At 51.1% G+C, this 17,979-nt stretch carries 21 protein-coding genes and 3 pseudogenes; 15 read left to right on the plus strand and 9 right to left on the minus strand.

Going from position 1 to position 17,979, the window contains the following annotated elements; genetic code table 11:
* Positions 1-317 precede the first annotated feature (317 nt).
* The 14 genes and pseudogenes from ltrA to BQ7480_RS09190 all read left to right on the plus strand — a co-directional run bounded on the left by ltrA (position 318) and on the right by BQ7480_RS09190 (position 12,065).
* A complete protein-coding gene (gene ltrA / locus BQ7480_RS09125; protein WP_072543943.1) occupies positions 318-1,973 on the plus strand; it encodes a group II intron reverse transcriptase/maturase in 1,656 nt (551 codons plus the stop codon).
* 113 nt (positions 1,974-2,086) lie between these two features.
* Positions 2,087-2,449, plus strand: a pseudogene (locus BQ7480_RS09130) (TraG/VirB4 family ATPase); the annotation flags it as partial.
* A 580-nt stretch (positions 2,450-3,029) separates the two neighbouring features.
* Positions 3,030-4,229: pseudogene (locus BQ7480_RS09135) on the plus strand (reverse transcriptase/maturase family protein); the annotation flags it as partial.
* Positions 4,204-4,539: a DUF3876 domain-containing protein gene (locus BQ7480_RS09140; protein WP_072542608.1), complete on the plus strand. Its 336-nt coding sequence runs from the start codon at positions 4,204-4,206 to the stop codon at positions 4,537-4,539. The pseudogene BQ7480_RS09135 and the gene BQ7480_RS09140, both read left to right, overlap by 26 nt.
* Before the next feature lie 23 nt (positions 4,540-4,562).
* Entirely contained in the window at positions 4,563-5,192 is a 630-nt protein-coding gene (locus tag BQ7480_RS09145) for a DUF4141 domain-containing protein (protein WP_005850484.1), read from the plus strand.
* A 3-nt stretch (positions 5,193-5,195) separates the two neighbouring features.
* On the plus strand, positions 5,196-6,200 hold the full coding sequence (gene traJ / locus BQ7480_RS09150; protein WP_005944138.1) for a conjugative transposon protein TraJ: 1,005 nt from the start codon (positions 5,196-5,198) through the stop codon (positions 6,198-6,200).
* A gap of 31 nt (positions 6,201-6,231) precedes the next feature.
* Positions 6,232-6,855 (plus strand): conjugative transposon protein TraK, encoded by a 624-nt coding sequence (traK, locus tag BQ7480_RS09155; protein ID WP_072542609.1) that lies wholly within the window; start codon positions 6,232-6,234, stop codon positions 6,853-6,855.
* A gap of 6 nt (positions 6,856-6,861) precedes the next feature.
* Positions 6,862-7,182, plus strand: a complete 321-nt coding sequence (locus BQ7480_RS09160) for a TraL conjugative transposon family protein (protein WP_005944136.1) — start codon at positions 6,862-6,864, stop codon at positions 7,180-7,182.
* Entirely contained in the window at positions 7,151-8,521 is a 1,371-nt protein-coding gene (gene traM, locus BQ7480_RS09165; RefSeq protein WP_005944132.1) for a conjugative transposon protein TraM, read from the plus strand. The genes BQ7480_RS09160 and traM overlap by 32 nt, the downstream gene beginning before the upstream one ends.
* A 44-nt stretch (positions 8,522-8,565) precedes the next feature.
* Positions 8,566-9,552, plus strand: coding sequence for a conjugative transposon protein TraN (gene traN / locus BQ7480_RS09170; protein ID WP_005944129.1), 987 nt, complete (start codon positions 8,566-8,568; stop codon positions 9,550-9,552).
* A 2-nt stretch (positions 9,553-9,554) separates the two neighbouring features.
* The gene (locus BQ7480_RS09175; protein ID WP_005944127.1) at positions 9,555-10,130 is read left to right on the plus strand and encodes a conjugal transfer protein TraO; all 576 of its coding nucleotides are present in this window, start codon (positions 9,555-9,557) and stop codon (positions 10,128-10,130) included.
* 8 nt (positions 10,131-10,138) lie between these two features.
* The gene (locus BQ7480_RS09180; protein WP_025066945.1) at positions 10,139-11,041 is read left to right on the plus strand and encodes a toprim domain-containing protein; all 903 of its coding nucleotides are present in this window, start codon (positions 10,139-10,141) and stop codon (positions 11,039-11,041) included.
* A complete protein-coding gene (locus BQ7480_RS09185; protein ID WP_005944124.1) occupies positions 11,038-11,541 on the plus strand; it encodes a DUF3872 domain-containing protein in 504 nt (167 codons plus the stop codon). Before BQ7480_RS09180 ends, BQ7480_RS09185 begins: the two co-directional genes overlap by 4 nt.
* Positions 11,538-12,065 carry a glycoside hydrolase family protein gene (locus BQ7480_RS09190; protein WP_015532448.1) on the plus strand — a complete coding sequence of 176 codons (528 nt, stop codon included), beginning with the start codon at positions 11,538-11,540 and terminating at the stop codon, positions 12,063-12,065. The genes BQ7480_RS09185 and BQ7480_RS09190 overlap by 4 nt, the downstream gene beginning before the upstream one ends.
* Before the next feature lie 63 nt (positions 12,066-12,128).
* Here BQ7480_RS09190 and BQ7480_RS09195 read toward each other — a convergent pair whose 3' ends face one another.
* From BQ7480_RS09195 to BQ7480_RS09235, 9 genes and pseudogenes are all read right to left on the minus strand, one after another.
* Entirely contained in the window at positions 12,129-12,350 is a 222-nt protein-coding gene (locus BQ7480_RS09195) for a DUF7688 family protein (protein ID WP_005944120.1), read from the minus strand.
* Positions 12,351-12,467: 117 nt separating this feature from the next.
* Entirely contained in the window at positions 12,468-12,776 is a 309-nt protein-coding gene (locus tag BQ7480_RS09200; RefSeq protein WP_005944119.1) for a hypothetical protein, read from the minus strand.
* Positions 12,777-12,821: 45 nt separating this feature from the next.
* Positions 12,822-13,067 carry a DUF6956 domain-containing protein gene (locus BQ7480_RS09205; protein ID WP_005944117.1) on the minus strand — a complete coding sequence of 82 codons (246 nt, stop codon included), beginning with the start codon at positions 13,065-13,067 and terminating at the stop codon, positions 12,822-12,824.
* Complete coding sequence (locus BQ7480_RS09210; RefSeq protein WP_005944115.1) at positions 13,064-13,297, minus strand: DUF3873 domain-containing protein; 234 nt, start codon at positions 13,295-13,297, stop codon at positions 13,064-13,066. Before BQ7480_RS09210 ends, BQ7480_RS09205 begins: the two co-directional genes overlap by 4 nt.
* Before the next feature lie 20 nt (positions 13,298-13,317).
* Positions 13,318-13,575 carry a hypothetical protein gene (locus BQ7480_RS09215; protein WP_005944113.1) on the minus strand — a complete coding sequence of 86 codons (258 nt, stop codon included), beginning with the start codon at positions 13,573-13,575 and terminating at the stop codon, positions 13,318-13,320.
* Positions 13,576-13,599: 24 nt separating this feature from the next.
* Positions 13,600-14,889 carry a PcfJ domain-containing protein gene (locus BQ7480_RS09220; protein WP_005944110.1) on the minus strand — a complete coding sequence of 430 codons (1,290 nt, stop codon included), beginning with the start codon at positions 14,887-14,889 and terminating at the stop codon, positions 13,600-13,602.
* A gap of 2 nt (positions 14,890-14,891) precedes the next feature.
* Positions 14,892-15,314, minus strand: a complete 423-nt coding sequence (locus BQ7480_RS09225) for a PcfK-like family protein (protein ID WP_005944107.1) — start codon at positions 15,312-15,314, stop codon at positions 14,892-14,894.
* Positions 15,315-15,327: 13 nt separating this feature from the next.
* Entirely contained in the window at positions 15,328-15,549 is a 222-nt protein-coding gene (locus BQ7480_RS09230) for a hypothetical protein (protein ID WP_005944104.1), read from the minus strand.
* Positions 15,550-15,560: 11 nt separating this feature from the next.
* Positions 15,561-15,775, minus strand: a pseudogene (locus BQ7480_RS09235) (hypothetical protein).
* A gap of 1,162 nt (positions 15,776-16,937) precedes the next feature.
* Between BQ7480_RS09235 and BQ7480_RS09255 the strand changes: the two are divergent.
* Entirely contained in the window at positions 16,938-17,960 is a 1,023-nt protein-coding gene (locus BQ7480_RS09255) for a sugar kinase (RefSeq protein WP_072542610.1), read from the plus strand.
* Positions 17,961-17,979 lie beyond the last annotated feature (19 nt).

Consider the following 17,979-nt stretch of genomic DNA (forward strand, 5'->3'; position numbering starts at 1 on the left):
AAGGGATGCAGTCGGATAACCTTCTCCATGCTAAGGTTACACGGACATAACGACTGCCGGCGGATAGACGGATTCTAACCCATTCGTTTGTCATATACAAGAAACATGGTAAACCCGTACTTCTCCTGTTAACAGCAGGTAAGCAGACCGTAAGTGAAGCCGAATGGAGTGCGGGCAGAGGAATGCGGAGAAAGCGAATGCCGTTCTATAATGGAACGGATAGAGGTTGAAACATCACCTCACACGAAAGTGGGCAGACTTCCGCATGGTGGATGTTTTACAAGAAACTTATAGAACTTATTAAAGGAGAAAAGCAAATGAACGAGATTAAAACATCGTGTGCATCTACTGACCGGAAATGGAGCACTTGGGAAAGCATAGACTGGAACAAGTGTGAGATAGCGGTTAATAAGCTACAAGCACGTATTGTAAAAGCTCAAAAGGCGGGCAAACACGGCAAGGTGAAATCTTTGCAATGGGTGCTAACGCATTCGTTTTACGCTAAAGCTTTAGCCGTAAAGCGTGTTACATCAAACAGTGGCAGTGACACCGCAGGCGTTGACAAGGTGAAATGGTCAACTCCCAATGCCAGATTCAAGGCTATCGGTGAACTGAAAAGAAGAGGCTACAAGCCCCAGCCGTTAAAAAGGGTCAATATCAAAAAGAGTAATGGGAAACTACGTCCTTTAGGTATCCCGACGATGAAAGACAGGGCTATGCAGGCATTATACCTGCTTGCGTTGGAACCTGTATCGGAAACAACTGCGGACAGTAATTCCTACGGTTTCCGTAAAGAGAGAAGTACTGGAGATGCAAGGGAACAATGTTTTTGTGTCCTTGCAAAGAAAACTTCTCCCGAATGGATTATGGAGGGTGACATCAAAGGTTGTTTCGACCACATCAGCCACGAATGGCTGCTGAACAATATCCCTATGGATAAAGTGATGCTGCGGAAATGGCTCAAATGCGGTTTTGTCTTCAACAAGGAGCTATTCCCTACGGAAGAGGGTACCCCACAGGGCGGTATCATCTCACCAACTCTTGCGAATATGACACTGGACGGGCTGCAAACTATGCTTGCAGAGAAGTATCACAAGAAATTTGTAAACAGGAAAACGACCTACTATCCCAAAGTACATCTTGTACGCTATGCGGATGATTTTATCATCACGGGTAGAAGCAAGGAAGCTTTGGAAGAAATCAAACCGTTAGTAGTAGACTTTCTCAAGGAAAGGGGATTAACCCTGTCGGAAGAGAAAACAAAGATTACGCACATTGATGACGGATTTGATTTTCTTGGGTACAATATCCGAAAATACAAAGGAGTGCTTCTAATCAAACCGTCCAAAAAGAGCCTGAAGAAATTCATGCAGAAAATCCGGGGAATCATTGATTCCAATAAAGGAAGCAAACAGGAATCACTTATAAGGCTCTTGAATCCTGTGATAACAGGCTGGGTAAACTACTATAAGAATTGTGTGGCTTCTGACACATTCGGAAAAGCTGACTACCTGATATTTGAAAAGTTATGGCAATGGGCTAAGAGACGACACCCCAAGAAAGGCAAATACTGGATTGCCGACCGATACTTTACACGGATAAAAAACCGCAACTGGTGCTTCGTGGCAAACTTCAAGAAAGGCAAGACTGATGACAGGATTGCACTGAAAAGGCTGTATGACACAAAGATTACCCGATATGTCAAGGTAAAAGGTGAAGCAAATCCCTTTGACCCCGAATGGACAGAGTATTTTGAAAAGCGTAAGACTTACAAGATGCTACAGTCGCTCAACGGTAGAAAATCATTGCTGTACATGTGGGAAAGACAGAACCATTTATGTCCCGTATGTGGTAAACCCATAGACAAGGAACATCCTTGGGGAACTTCCCAACAAATAGTCAATGGCAAGAAAGTAAATTTCCTGCTGCATGACAGCTGTAGAAGAAAAGTCATTCAAACTAATAAGATGTAACTATGAGCTGGTTTCTATTAAATAGAAATTTAACACTGCTTGAGCCGTATGATTGGAAACTTTCATGTACGGTTCTGAGGGGGGAAAGGGGCAGTAATGCCCCTGACCTACCCGGCAAGGCTCTCTCTTCGGCAAATATGGCTGACTACCTGCGCTATATGTACAAGACGGTGCGCAAGTATTTCGGTGAGGCAATCGTGGTGACGCAGGAGGTGGACGACATCATTTCCTCACCCGTTGTCAAGGAGAGCATCATCAACAACTCGGACTGTAAAATCCTGCTCGACCAGCGCAAGTACATGAACAAGTTCGACCAGATTCAGGCGTTGCTCGGACTGACGGAGAAGGAGAAGTCGCAGATACTCTCCATCAACATGGCGAACAACCCCTCACGGCTCTACAAGGAGGTGTGGATAGGCTTGGACGGCACGCAGTCGGCGGTCTATGCCACCGAGGTGAGCGCGGAGGAATATCTGGTGCGCCCGTAAAGGGAATTTGATGAATGTCGCTTTGGCAAGCGACTGGGCAAGTGTTTATAATGCCCATTAACAACCGCTTACCGGAGGGGGAAACCCCATAAGGGAACACAGCACGTTGGTAAAGCCATAAGTCAGCCAACTGTCAGGCTGCGACCGAATGGCAAGTTAAAATGACAGATATGAGGATAAAGCCTGTATTGGTTGAACGATAGTCCGAGCAGTCGTATCCTTGGGCAATGACGGAAGACAGTTGAATAATTCTTCGGAATTATACCGTCATGTTGCGGTACTACACTGATGATTTGTAGCAGGAGTAGCATAAACTTACCGCAAGGCAACTACCATAAGTAGTAAAGGACGAAAGTCGTATCCGACAATCTGTCAAGCCAAATAGTCGTCAAATTTCTAAACGGGGATTGCCTAAACCGGAAAGCCAGTTGTACGGCTATGGGGTCTGCCCCTGAATATCCGGCATGGCAACGGAGCTTCCATAGTAGTCTGAGCAGGGTAACGCCCTGTACATGGCGAAGGGAAGCAGCTAATTAAGTTTAACAATTTAAAGGAAGATGTGAGAGACATGAGAAATCCAGAAAATGTGTTGAACAGTCTGAGTAAACACAGCGGTAACTTGAACTATAAGTTTGAGCGGCTGTATAGAGTACTGTTTAACGAGGAAATGTTTTATGTAGCCTATCAGAATATTTATAGCAAGACAGGCAACATGACGGCAGGAGCCGATGGTAAAACCATTGACGGAATGAGCATTGACCGAATTGAACAACTGATTGGTAGTCTTAAAAATGAGACTTATCAGCCTAACCCGTCCAAAAGGACGTACATACTTAAGAAAAACGGGAAAAAACGTCCGCTTGGCATACCCTCTTTTGATGATAAGCTGGTACAGGAAGTAGTTAGAATGATACTTGAAGCAATCTATGAAGGTAGTTTTGAACATACTTCGCATGGGTTTCGTCCCAAACGAAGTTGTCATACTGCTCTTATAGATATACAAAAGACATTCACTGCCGTGAAATGGTTTATTGAAGGCGATATTAAAGGATTCTTCGACAATATCAATCATGACGTATTGATTAATATTCTTCGGGAACGTATCGCTGACGAAAGATTTTTGCGGCTTATCCGAAAGTTCCTGAATGCCGGATATGTGGAAGACTGGGTATTTCATAGAACGTACAGTGGAACTCCGCAAGGCGGGATTATCAGCCCAATACTGGCTAATATCTACCTTGACAAGTTCGACAAGTACATCAAGGAATACACCAATCGGTTCAATAAAGGAGTAACGAGAAAAGGCGACGCTCGATACAAGCTCTACGAACAGCGGAGATACCGACTGGCAAAGAAACTGAAAAATGAGAAAGATGCAAAGGTAAGGGAACAGATGACCGCTGAAATTAAGCGGCTACGAGAAGAACGGAACAACTATCCGGCACGTAATGAAATGGACAGCAGCATCAAACGGTTAAAATACGTGAGATACGCAGATGATTTTCTGATTGGAATTACCGGTAGTCTTGAAGACTGCAAAACAGTAAAAGAGGATATTAAGAATTATCTTAATGAAGCTCTTAAACTGGAACTGTCAGATGAAAAGACACTGATAACCAATGCACAAAAACCAGCGAAATTTCTCGGATATGACGTATTTATACGCAGGTGTAACGATTTACGTAAGGATAAGTTCGGTAGAACGGTTAGGGCATTCGGACACAAGCCTGTCTTGTACCTGAATTTTGAAACGATGCGGAAGAAACTCTTTGNGCGAGGGGGCGGAGAACCGCCGCGACTTGCTGTGCGGGAAATGGGAAAGCGTGGAGGGCAAGCCCGACGTGCTTATCTACAAGGAGGGCGAAGCCTACAAGGTGACGGTATTCAAACGGAGCGGCATCCGCCGCAGGCTGAAACCGGAAACCTATCTCTTGCAGGAGGAGAACGGCAACCTGTTCATGAACACCGGCTTCCGCATCGACGTGGCGTATAACGAAGCCACCGACGTGCTGACCTTCTCACCCAACGGGGACTACGTGCGTGTGAAGCCGCAGCCGGAAACTCCGGCAGAAAAATAAGAACCGCTAAAATCCAAAGAAACATGAGAACAAGAATAACATTCGTCATCTGCCTGTGCCTGCTTTTCGCGGGCAGGGCTTCCGCCCAATGGGTCGTGAGCGATCCGGGCAATCTGGCGCAAGGCATCATCAACGCCTCGAAGAACATCATCCACACCTCGAAGACCGCCACGAACATGGTGAACAACTTTCAGGAAACGGTGAAAATATACGAGCAGGGCAAGAAGTATTACGACGCCCTCAAATCGGTGAACAATCTGGTCAAGGACGCCCGCAAGGTGCAGCAGACCATCCTGATGGTGGGCGACATCACGGACATCTACGTGACCAGCTTCCAGAAGATGCTGCGCGACGACAACTTCACGGTGGAGGAACTCGGAGCCATCGCCTTCGGGTACACGAAGCTGCTGGAGGAATCCAACGACGTGCTGACGGAGCTGAAGAACGTGGTGAACATCACCACGCTCTCCATGACGGACAAGGAGCGCATGGACGTGGTGGAACGCTGCCACTCCAAGATGAAACGTTACCGCAACCTCGTGAGCTACTACACCAACAAGAACATCAGCGTGAGCTACCTGCGTGCGAAGAAGAAAAACGACCTTGACCGCATCATGGGGCTGTACGGCAGTATGAACGAAAGATACTGGTAGCCTATGGAGTTCGACAACCTTCACCAGATTCTCCGCTCGCTCTACGAGCAGATGATGCCGCTGTGCGCCGACATGGCGGGCGTGGCGAAAGGCATCGCCGGGCTGGGCGCGCTCTTCTATGTCGCCTACCGGGTATGGCAGTCGCTGGCGAGAGCCGAACCGATAGACGTCTTCCCGATGCTCCGTCCCTTTGCCGTCGGTCTGTGCATCATGTTCTTCCCTACGGTGGTGCTTGGCACGATAAACAGCGTCCTCTCGCCCGTCGTGCAGGGTACGGCGAAACTGCTCGAAACGCAGACTTTGGACATGAACAAGTACCGTGAGCAGAAGGACAGGCTGGAATACGAGGCGATGGTGCGCAATCCCGAAACCGCCTACCTCGTGTCCAACGAGGAGTTTGACAAGCAACTGGAGGAATTGGGCTGGTCGCCCTCCGACATGGTGACGATGGCGGGGATGTATATCGACCGGGGGATGTACAAGATGAAGAAGGGCATCCGCGACTTCTTCCGCGAGATACTGGAACTGATGTTCCAAGCCGCCGCCCTCGTGATAGACACCATCCGCACGTTCTTCCTCGTGGTGCTGGCGATACTCGGTCCGATAGCCTTCGCCATATCGGTGTGGGACGGCTTCCAAAGCACGCTCACGCAGTGGATATGCCGCTACATTCAGGTCTATCTGTGGCTGCCCGTGTCGGACATATTCAGCACCATACTCGCCAAGATTCAGGTGTTGATGCTCCAGAGCGACATCGAGCGCATGCAGACCGACCCCAACTTCTCGCTGGATTCCAGCGACGGGGTGTATATCGTGTTCATGATAATCGGCATCATCGGCTACTTCACCATTCCGACGGTGGCGGGCTGGATCATTCAAGCCGGGGGCATGGGCGGCTACGGGCGCAACGTGAACCAGATGGCGGGACGCGCCGGAAGCATGGCGGGCAGCGTGGCGGGTGCTACCGCAGGCAACATGGTCGGACGTGCCGGGAAACTGCTGAAATAATCAATGTGCAATTATAAACGGAAAAAGTAAAATGGAATTCAAGTCACTCAAAAACATCGAATCATCGTTCAGGCAGATACGCCTGTTCGGTATCGTCTTCCTCTCGCTGTGCGCCGTGATAACGGTATGGAGCGTGTGGAGTTCCTACCGCTTCGCGGAGCGGCAGCGTGAAAAGATCTATGTGCTGGATAACGGCAAGTCGCTGATGCTGGCACTCTCGCAGGACCTCTCGCAGAACCGTCCGGCGGAAGCGAGGGAGCATGTGCGCCGCTTCCACGAGCTGTTTTTCACGCTCTCGCCCGAAAAGAGCGCGATAGAACACAACGTGAAGCGTGCGTTGCTGCTGGCGGACAAGAGCGTGTACAACTACTATTCGGACTTCGCCGAGAAAGGGTACTACAACCGCATCATCGCCGGTAACATCAACCAAGTGCTGAAAGTGGACAGTGTGGTGTGCAACTTCAACGGCTATCCCTACCGTGCCGTGACCTACGCCACGCAGAAGATCATCCGGCAGAGCAACGTCACAGAGCGCAGCCTCGTGACCACTTGTCGCCTCTTGAACTCGTCTCGTTCGGACGACAACCCCAACGGGTTCACCATCGAGGGATTCACCATCATCGAGAACAAGGATTTACAAACCATCAAAAGGTAAACGGATATGAAGAAAATCAAGAAATCATTTTGGGGCGCATATTGGAAACTCCATGACAAAAAGAAAATGCTGGTGGCAAGGCTCAGGGGCTATCTGGACGGTTTGCCGCCGAAGACACGCAGGCGCATCGTGCTGGCAATGCTCGCCGCATTCGCCACGCTTGCCCTCTACACTTTCGGTAAAGCCGTCTATGACATCGGCAGGAATGACGGTAGCCGGATGGTGACAGACCATGCCGGACAGGTGGAACTGTCCGTACAGCAAAAAACGGAAAATCACTTAATACCTTATTTATATGGAACAGACAAAGAACGAAACGAAGATTGAGAACAAGACGGAGAGCAAGCCCGAAAACAAGACGGCTCCCGGCAACGACAAGCCGAAGAAGGAGCGCAAGCCGCTGACCGAAGCCCAACGGCTGAAACGTCAGAAAATGATAGTGCTTCCCGCTATGGTGCTGGTATTCATCGGGGCGATGTGGCTGATATTCGCCCCGTCCTCCGGCAAGGAGCAGGAACCGGGAACAAGCGGCTACAACATCGAGATGCCCGACGCGGACAAGGAGAACCGCCGGATTATCGGTGACAAGGCGAAAGCCTACGAGCAGGGGGCAATGGAGGAACGGCAGGAGAACCGCAGCCGCGCCATGCAGCAGTTGGGCGACCTGTTCGACCGCGAAACGGCGGCAGCGGATGGGGACAGCGACTTCGACCTTGCCAATCCCGGCGGAACGGAAGAGGCGGTGAAGCCCGCGCCGAAAACCATCCAGTCCTCGGCAGCTGCCTACCGTGACCTCAATGCCACACTCGGCAACTTCTACGAGCAGCCGAAGAACGACAATGCGGAGATGGACGAACTGCTGGAACGCATCGCCACGCTCGAATCCGAACTGGAAAGCGGAAAAGAGAGAAGCTCCACGATGGACGAGCAGGTGGCACTCATGGAAAAATCCTACGAGCTGGCGGCGAAGTACATGGGCGGTCAGAACGGCACGCAGGCGGCGGGACAGACCACAGAGCCGTCCCCCGTGCAGAAAGCCGGAAAGAATACGGCAAAACCCGTCAGGCAGGTGACGCATCAGGTGGTGTCCTCGCTCGGACAGCCCGTGAGCAATGCCGAATTTGTCGCTTCCTTCTCGCAGGAACGCAACCGCAGTTTCAACACGGCGGTGGGCATTACAACCGTATCGGACAGGAACACCATACCGGCATGTGTCTATGGGGCGCAGAGCGTGACGGACGGGCAGGCGGTCAGGTTGCGCTTGCTGGAGCCGATGGCGGTAGCAGACCGGATCATTCCCCGTAATGCGGTGGTGGTCGGCGCAGCCAAGATTCAGGGCGAACGGCTCGCTATCGAAATCACCTCGCTGGAACACGACGGTACGGTTATCCCGGTGGAGTTGGAGGTCTATGACACGGACGGACAGCCCGGCATATTCATCCCCAACTCGATGGAGATGAACGCTGTCCGGGAGGTTGCCGCCAACATGGGCGGCTCGCTGGGGAGCAGCATCAACATCTCCACCAATGCCGGGGCGCAGCTCGCCTCCGACTTGGGCAAGGGGCTGATACAAGGCACGAGCCAGTATATAGCCAAGAAGATGCGCACCGTCAAAGTGCATCTGAAAGCCGGGTACAGGGTCATGCTCTATCAAGGAGTGAATTAAGGAAATAATCAAATTTTTATTTACCACTAAAAATCCAAAGTAAAATGAAAAAAGTAATCATGATGTTTGCCCTCGCTATGGGCATCGCAACTGCCAACGCGCAGGAAAACGTAACCGTTGGGCAAAGCAACGGAAGTGACCAACCGACCTTGACAAAGGAGGTCTATCCGCAGAAGGAGGCGGACGGCGACCTGTATCACGGTCTGACGAGAAAGCTGGGCTTTGACCGCATGGTTCCCCCGCACGGCTTGGAAGTGACCTACGACAAGACCGTGCATGTCATCTTCCCGGCGGAGGTGCGCTATGTCGATTTAGGCTCGCCCGACCTGATCGCGGGCAAAGCCGACGGAGCGGAGAACGTCATCCGTGTGAAGGCAACCGTGAGGAACTTCCCGAACGAAACCAACATGTCTGTCATCACGGAGGACGGGAGTTTCTACACCTTCAACGTGAAGTACGCCGCCGAGCCGCTGCTGCTCAATGTGGAGATGTGCGACTTCATCCATGACGGCGAGGCGGTGAACCGCCCGAACAACGCGCAGGAAATCTACCTGAAAGAGCTGGGCAGCGAAAGCCCGATGCTGGTGCGCCTTATCATGAAGTCCATCCACAAGCAGAACAAACGTGAGGTGAAGCATATCGGCTGCAAGCGTTTCGGCATCCAGTACCTTCTGAAAGGCATATACACGCACAACGGGCTTCTGTATTTCCACACGGAAATCAGGAACCAGAGCAACGTGCCTTTCGATGTGGACTACATCACATGGAAAATCGTGGACAAGAAGGTGGCGAAGCGTACCGCCGTGCAGGAGCGTGTCATCCTGCCGCTCCGCGCACAGAACTACGCCACGTTCGTGCCGGGCAAAAAAAGCGAGCGCACGGTCTTCACGATGGCGAAGTTCACCATCCCCGACGGCAAGTGCCTCGTGGTGGAGCTGAACGAGAAGAACGGAGGTCGCCACCAGTCTTTCGTGATCGAAAATGAGGATTTGGTACGTGCAAACACGATTAACGAACTCCAAGTGCGCTGACCATGAGAAAGCACATCGCAATAATCATCGCGTCGCTTGCACTCTTCACGGGGCAGGCGCACGCCCAGCGATGCCTGCCGAAGATGCAGGGTATCGAGGTCAGGGCGAATCTGGCAGACGGCTTCAAACCCGGCGGTAACGACGGCGGGTACAGTTTCGGGGCGGCTCTCTCCACCTACACGAAGAAGGGTAATAAATGGGTGTTCGGAGGTGAGTATATTCTGAAGAACAACCCCTACAAGGACACTTCCATACCTGTGGCGCAGTTCACGGCGGAAGGCGGCTACTATTTCAAGATACTTTCCGATGCCCGTAAAATCGTGTTCGTCTATGCGGGGGCTTCGGCTCTCGCCGGGTATGAATCGGTGAATTGGGGCGAAAAGGTGCTGCATGACGGCTCGACACTGCATGACCGGGACGCCTTCGTCTATGGCGGTGCGCTGACGCTGGACGTGGAGTTTTACGTGGCTGACCGTATCGCCCTGCTCGCCAACCTCCGGGAGCGTTGCCTGTGGGGTGGCGACACGAAGAAATTTCATACGCAGTGGGGCATGGGTATAAAGTTCATCATCAACTGATGCGCCGCATGGAACGGACGGATATAGACACTATGAGGCAAATATCCCTCGCGGACTTTCTCGCACGGTTGGGACATGAGCCTGTCCGAAGGAGCGGAAACGAGCTGTGGTATCATGCGCCATACCGCAATGAGCGCACGCCCTCTTTCCGCGTGAACGTGGCGAAACGGCTCTGGTACGACTTCGGCTTGGGCAAGGGCGGTGACATCTTCACGCTTGCCGGGGAGTTTGCCCGAAGCGGTGACTTCATGGCGCAGGCGGGATTCATAGCGGAAACTGTGCGTATGCCATTTGTCTCAGCGAAAAAGCCGTTGTACCTGCCGGAACCGTCCGAACCTGCCTTTGAGGGAGTGGAAGCCGTCCCGCTGCTCCGCTCACCACTGACGGACTATCTGGCGGAACGGGGCATCCCTTATGCCGTTGCATCCCGCCACTGCTGCCGCCTGAACTATGGCGTGCGTGGAAAGCGGTATTTCACAGTTGGCTTCCCGAACGTGGCTGGTGGCTACGAAATCCGGAGCCGCTATTTTAAGGGTTGCATACCACCCAAAGATGTGTCACTGATAAAACCGGAAGATACCGCCTCTGACGTATGCAGCGTGTTCGAGGGTTTCATGGACTTTCTGTCCGCTGACACACTCGGCATAGGCGGCAATGGCGACAGCCTTGTGCTGAACTCCGTCGCCAACGTAGGCAAGGCGGTGAAACACTTGGACGGGTACGGGCGCATCGACTGCTTCCTCGACCGTGACGAATCCGGGCGGAGGACGCTGGAAGTCCTCAAAGGACACTACGGCGGACGTGTCTGTGACCGTTCCGCACTCTATGACGGTTGCAAGGACTTGAACGAGTATCTGCAACGGACAGCAAAAAAAGAAATGAACAATAACTTAAAAATCAAAGGACAATGAACATACTGAACAACAAGAACAAGAGAACATCCATCTTCAAGGCGTTGGCACTCTGCCTGTTCGCCGCCGTGTCGCTCACGCTCGCATCGTGTGACGATGACATGGACATCCAGCAATCCTATCCGTTCACGGTGGAAACGATGCCCGTACCCAACAAGGTGACAAAGGGGCAGACGGTGGAAATCCGCTGTGAGCTGAAAAAGACAGGCGAATTTGCCAACACGCTCTACACCATCCGGTATTTCCAGTTCGAGGGGGAAGGCACGCTGAAGATGGACAATGGCATCACTTTCCTGCCCAATGACCGCTACCTGCTCGAAAACGAGAAGTTCCGGCTGTACTATACGGCTGAGGGCGACGAGGCGCACAACTTCATCGTGGTGGTGGAGGACAATTTCAAAAATTCCTACGAATTGGAATTTAACTTCAACAACCGGAACGTGAAGGACGACATTCAGACCGTCATCCCCATCGGCAATTACAAACCTCTGCCAAGATGATGCGTGTATTCATGGCTATCCTCTGTTCGCTACTGGCGGTCTGTTCCGTGTCCGCACGGGACAGCCGTCAGAAGGGGACGGACGGGCAGGCGGCAATCTACCGCCTGCCGCCTTTCGAGCGGGCGGTTCGGTGTACGAAGTATTTCGAGGGCTGGCATTCGGAGAAACACCACCCATACGTGGGCTGGGGGCATCAGGTGCAGCCGGGGGAAAGGTATTCGGCACGCACCATGACGAAGCGGCAGGCGGACGCGCTCCTGCGGAAAGACTTGCGGAAGTTCTGCGCCATGTTCCGCAAGTTCGGGCGTGACAGTCTGCTCCTTGCCACGCTCGCCTACAATGTCGGTCCATACCGGCTTTTGGGGAGCGGAAAGATACCCAAAAGCACGCTGATCCGAAAATTGGAGGCGGGCGACAGGAACATTTACCGGGAATATATCGCTTTCTGCAACTACAAGGGTAAACGGCACGCCATGCTGCTCAAACGGAGAAAGGCGGAGTTTGCACTGCTGTACATTCCGTAACATGGCAAATGCCTGACAAATGAAAATCCGATGAAGCCGCAACTTCATCGGATTTTCCGCTTTTCATACATTCGGGATTTTTCCCTTGCCGATTACTTCACCGTCCCTGCAATGCTCTATGATGCCGGGCGAAAATCCCATCTCCCCGATTGCGATGTGCCGGATATACTCTGCATATTTCTGACCTTGAAAATTCTTCCCCGTGAGGTTTTTGAAAATCATCTTTATGCTTATTCCGTCATCGCTGTGCAAGATGATTTTTCCGTTTTGTCTGATTTCTTCCATGATTGAAACTTGTTTTTGTGAATACTATCGTAGATTGGGACAGCGGTTTCTTTGCTACTTTCTTTGTCCGCCATCATGCTCACCGAAAGAAAGTAGGGCGGCTTTTGCCGCCGCCACTTAAAAACGGGTGTAGAGTCCCGTTACCATCGTGAACATTTCTTCCAGCATATCGCAGTATATGCCCTCGTGCGTTTCGATGTCCTTCGTCTTGCACTCGAATGTCTTTTTACTGAACGTTTTGCGGTAGAAACGCATATTGTAAAGGTCTAAGCCGGCATCGTAGATGATGTCAAGACGGTTTGCGCTCGTCTTGTTCCTCGCAAGGCTCATGCGTAAGCCGTTGCCCATGTCTGTAAAATCCTTGCTTCCCGTCATGGCGACAAAGCGTCTGCCGCCTATCTGCTGTAAAATCGTCTTTGCTATCATGCTTTTCTTGGTTTTAGGTTGGCGGTGCGGACACCGCCAACTTGTTTAACATTCTGTTATCTCGGCAATGGGGGTGTTTCGTTTCAGCCATTCCATCAGGCACTCCATATTGTACTCGCTTGTGATGACTGCCGTATGGCTGTTGATGGCGGTAAACCTGCTGCTCTCGTAGTCGTCTATCCACCCTTTTAGGGTATCAACTCCCCACGCTTCGGCATCGTCAAAGATGCCGTCCAATACTTTGATAGGCTGGCTGAACTTCACTATCAGCGTTTGATAGGCTGCTTTCATCGGTTGTCCTCCTTTTCTTCCTTTTCCGTGAGCCACTTGTCCCGTGCGGCTCGGCACTCGTCCAATGTGGGTTTGACACAAGAGAACAACTCTCCGTCTGTGGGGTGGCGGTAGTCGTACTGCACAAGTGTCCGCTTGCGTCTGCCGATACCTAATTGGAAACGCTCGTATTTCTCCGTACCTGCTTCCGTGCAGGTGCTTATTCCGTTGATGGTCATTCGTGTTGCCATAATCGTTGATTTTAGGGTGGTTAAAAATGTACTGACAGAATTCTGTTCTTCATCACCATTTCGGGGTCACTCGTATAGCGTTGGTGCAGGTAGAAATGGTGGGAGCCGAAGCCGTAAAGGAAAAACCTGTCAAGTTCGTGCTTCTCGGCAAAGTCCTTTACACTCCGTCTTAACTGCTCCTCACTCGTTGCAAGAGTGAGGAGGTTTACAAATTCAAGGAACATCGTGGGGATTTTATCGTCCCACAGACAAATCATGCTTTCAATTCTTACTTCCATACTATTGGGTATTATAGGTTGATACTATGCCGCTTCCATCCGCTGGCGGATAAGGTTCACGTTGCTGTTCACAAGGTTTACAATGCGGTCGTGGTACTCGGTATTGGAATTGTGCAAGCCACGACTTTGCACCACCTCCAATGTCTTCAAGGAAACCTCCACCGTTTCTATGCGCTTGCCGTCAATGGTGGCGGATAGGATAAGGGAGTTCTTTTCAAGGAAATAGGAGTTGGAAAACACGCAATGGTGCAGTTCCGTCCCTTCCGCTGCAAACTCCGCCACGCTCTCCAACACACGCACCTGCAAAGTGCCGTCCGTAAAGGCAATGCCGAAGAATATGCCTTTGAGTTTGCGGTATGCCTTCTCGTGTTTCTTCGCTTGGCGGATGCGTTCCTCCAACTTCTTGCGCTCTATCTCCTTGTTGCGCTTGTGCATAAGTCTGTCGTGTTCGGCTTTGAGGTCGGAGGGACAGACGTACTTCGGGCTGTTCGTGTCCTTGCCGAAATGACGCAGGAGGTCTATGGTGTCACGCCACATGGAGCCGTCCGAAATGGTGTAACCGTTACGGATACATATCTTTATGGATGCCCAATACCTCTCTATGTCAAAGGAACTGCGGATGTAGTGGCGCAACATGGGATATTGCCCTGCCTTCAACAGCGTTTCGGCTCGGCTGTCGGAAAGGATAGCCGTGAAAAGGTCGTAAGGCAGTATGTTGTGGTATTCGCCATTGAAGCCGTTGCGTTTCAGTTCGGGTATGAAACGCTGTCGGGGATAGGTGCAGACGGGGTTTATATCGTATGCACGGAGTTTGTTGTTCTTGCGTACCTCCATGTCGCTGTATTCCGCCCATAGGTCGTAGTAAAGTATGGACATTCCTCGCAGTCGGGCGACAGTGACGGTTGTGCCTTTGGGCGAAATCCACCTTTGCACCACTTCATAAATGGAATACTCGGCTGCCTGCCCTGCCTTGTATCGGGATTTGACGAAGAAGAAGCGTATCACTTGGTACTGCTTGCAGGTGGTGATGATGCAGAAATACTCGTTCTCGCTGAACACGCTCTTTCGGGTGCGCAACGCTTCCAGCTTCATGCCGCAATGGGGGCAGGTGCATCCGCAAACGGTGTCCGCAAGGTCGTGTTCACTCCTCCACGAATGTCCACACTCGGTGCAGATGTTCGTGCCGTCCGCCCTCTTGATGGCGTAATGCTTGAAGCAATGACGGAAAGCGTATGCCCTCTGTGTGGCGGTCAATTTGGGCAGTCGCTCGCTTAATCGTGCGACTTCCTGCTGTATGGGTGTTCTCGGTTTCATAATCAGAAATTGAATAGGTTGGGTTGTTGTACTTCTTGTGCGGTCGCTTTGGTGGCGGTTCTCGGCTTGCTGCGGTTCTGCAACTTGCGGAGTTCTTCTTCTTGGTATCTGCGGACTGCGTTCTGCCGTGCTTCCGCCTTTTCCTCCGCCGTGAGTTCCACAACATGGTTCACCGCCACGTGGCACTGAATGGGCTTGCCTACCTCTATCTCGTTCTCGTCATAGTAGTGGACGGCTTGCCCGAATATCTCCCCGTCCGTGAAGCCGTTGCAACCGCTCCGCTGCACGTAGTTGAGAATGTAGGTGACGCAATCGTCTATGTTCTTAGCAGGGTTGCGGTAGTTCTTCGCAAAGAGCGCATCTTCCGCTGCACGCTGCTCCAGATACATCTGTATCGTTCTCTTGAAATGTTCTGTTCCTTTCATATCGCTGTCGTTTTTAGATTGTCTGTTTCAGTATCTCTCTCCAATAGGTCGGCTCTACCTCGCTCAGAAGGAAGTCTGTAAAATCCCTCCGTGCGTCCTTGTTCAGTTCTCGGTAGAGTTCACGGAACACGGATATGTTGCCGTTGATGTACGTTTCCACCATGTACACGAAGATGTTGTCCACCTCGTAGTATCTGCATTGCTGCGCTACCGTTTTGCTGCTTCTCTTTGCCATGTCGGTAGGGGTTAAAGGGTGAATAACCAAAGGATGAAACCGAAGAAGGCGATAGTGGAAAGGATAGCCACGATTACGCCTATCGCCACTCGGAACACTCCGTTTACAATCTCTCTAATGATGCCCAAAGGATGCCGAACACCCCGAAGGCGGTGCGCACCATTAAGCCGCATATCGCAAACCCTATGTACTGCGCCATTTGTCTGAAATTTGCCGTTGCCGTCATATCTTCGCTGTTTTTGATTTTTTATTTTTTTAATGCGGATTCAAGAGCTGAGGGAGTTGAGTTTCAAACTATCTTATCTGCCTCTCGTTTATCCGACATTTTTTTTATGCGTCTTTCTGTCGCATCGGTCGTTTTCGTTTCGGGTGCTTGAAAAGGTAGGGATTAGGGAATGCAAGGTTTTTCGGGAAAAATACTACCCGCAGGGCTGGAGATTTTTTCCGAAAACAGGAGGCTTGACCTTGCATTCCCGTCCAATCCCGGAATTACCTTTGCGCCCAGAACGGAAATGACTGCCTGATGCGGCTCACTGAAAGACGCGAAAATGGAGGTAAACGGAAGTGGAGGCAGATTAGACAGGAAAACTTCAAAAGAGAAATCCGTGAAAAAGGGAAAACGCCAAAAAGGAAAAGGGACATAGCCGGAAGCGTGGAACCGGGTAAACCACCGGCAAGGAAGTATGATTTTATATGTCTGTCCGAGCGTGTCCGGTCTGACGGATAAAATCATTCTTCCCGGTTTGCCTGCCGTGCATGACGGCTTGTTCCATTTATGGATCGGGCGGTCAGACACGGCTTTCCGCTTACGGCTCAAAGGAACAGCGGAAAAAGAAATCATCTGCGAACCCGTAAAAGCACCTCTTTGGCATAAGCACAAAAGAAATGGGCCTTGCATCATCAGTCTAAACTGTTGTTTAGGCGTGAGGCAAAGCCCTTTTCGCCGCTTATGCGGCAGTCGGCATACGTCCGTTCAAAATCCTTTTGGGCGATGGTGTACCGACGGATAAAACCGCTTTTACGGAAAAACTTGTATGAGAAGAAAAAAATTAGGGAGATTCATTTCAAAATCTCCCGTTTTATTGTTACTTTTGCATACGAAGAGTTCTTTGAAGGTTACGCAATGCGCAGAAGGATGATGCAGTAGATAACTAACTAAATCGTAACCTATTACTATCATGAGCAATTAACCTACGCTCATTTCCAATAAATTACACTCTTTTCGTAACTTATCGATACAAATATATAACTTATTTTGGTTTTTAAAAAATAAACTGTACCTTTGTGTGCGCACACAGAGAGGATATTTTCAAGAACAGCTATCCCCTCTGCGAGGCGAACGGAAAACTACATTATCAACCATATAAGTTTAAAAAGATTATCTAGCCATGGGAAAAATTGTTACTTTAGGCGAAATCATGCTGAGATTGTCTACACCGGGCAATACTCGCTTTGTTCAATCAGACAGCTTCGACGTGGTGTACGGCGGGGGCGAAGCCAACGTGGCAGTGAGCTGTGCCAACTACGGCCATGAGGCATATTTCGTAACCAAGCTGCCGAAACACGAAATCGGACAGTCGGCTGTCAATGCCTTGCGCAGATACGGTGTGAAAACGGACTACATTGCCCGCGGCGGCGACCGTGTAGGTATCTACTATCTGGAAACGGGAGCTTCCATGCGTCCCAGCAAGGTGATTTACGACCGCGCACATTCTGCCATTGCGGAAGCAGATCCCTGCGACTTCGACTTCGATGCCATCATGGAAGGAGCCGACTGGTTCCACTGGTCGGGCATCACTCCGGCCATCTCGGACAAGGCGGCCGAACTGACCCGTCTGGCATGCGAAGCAGCCAAACGCCACGGAGTAACGGTTTCCTGCGACTTGAACTTCCGCAAGAAGCTGTGGACCAAGGAAAAGGCACAGTCTATCATGCGCCCATTGATGCAATATGTAGACGTTTGCATCGGTAACGAAGAAGATGCGGAACTTTGCCTGGGCTTCAAACCGGAGGCCGACGTGGAAGGCGGAAAGACCGATGCGGAAGGCTACAAAGGCATCTTTACGGCCATGGCCAAGGAATTCGGCTTCAAGTATGTGGTGTCTACATTGCGTGAATCTTACTCTGCCACCCACAACGGCTGGAAGGCCATGATTTACAACGGCAAGGAATTCTATGTATCCAAACACTACGACATCGATCCGATTATCGACCGCGTAGGTGGAGGCGACTCTTTCTCCGGCGGTATCATCCACGGCCTGCTCACCAAGTCTACGCAGGGTGAGGCACTGGAATTCGCCGTGGCTGCTTCGGCACTGAAACACACCATCAACGGCGACTTCAACATGGTTTCTGCCGAAGAGGTGGAAGCACTGGCAGGCGGAGATGCCAGCGGACGCGTACAAAGATAATTTTCAAACACAACCAATC

Origin of the sequence: Bacteroides mediterraneensis (assembly GCF_900128455.1) — a bacterium.
Lineage (GTDB): Bacteria > Bacteroidota > Bacteroidia > Bacteroidales > Bacteroidaceae > Phocaeicola > Phocaeicola mediterraneensis.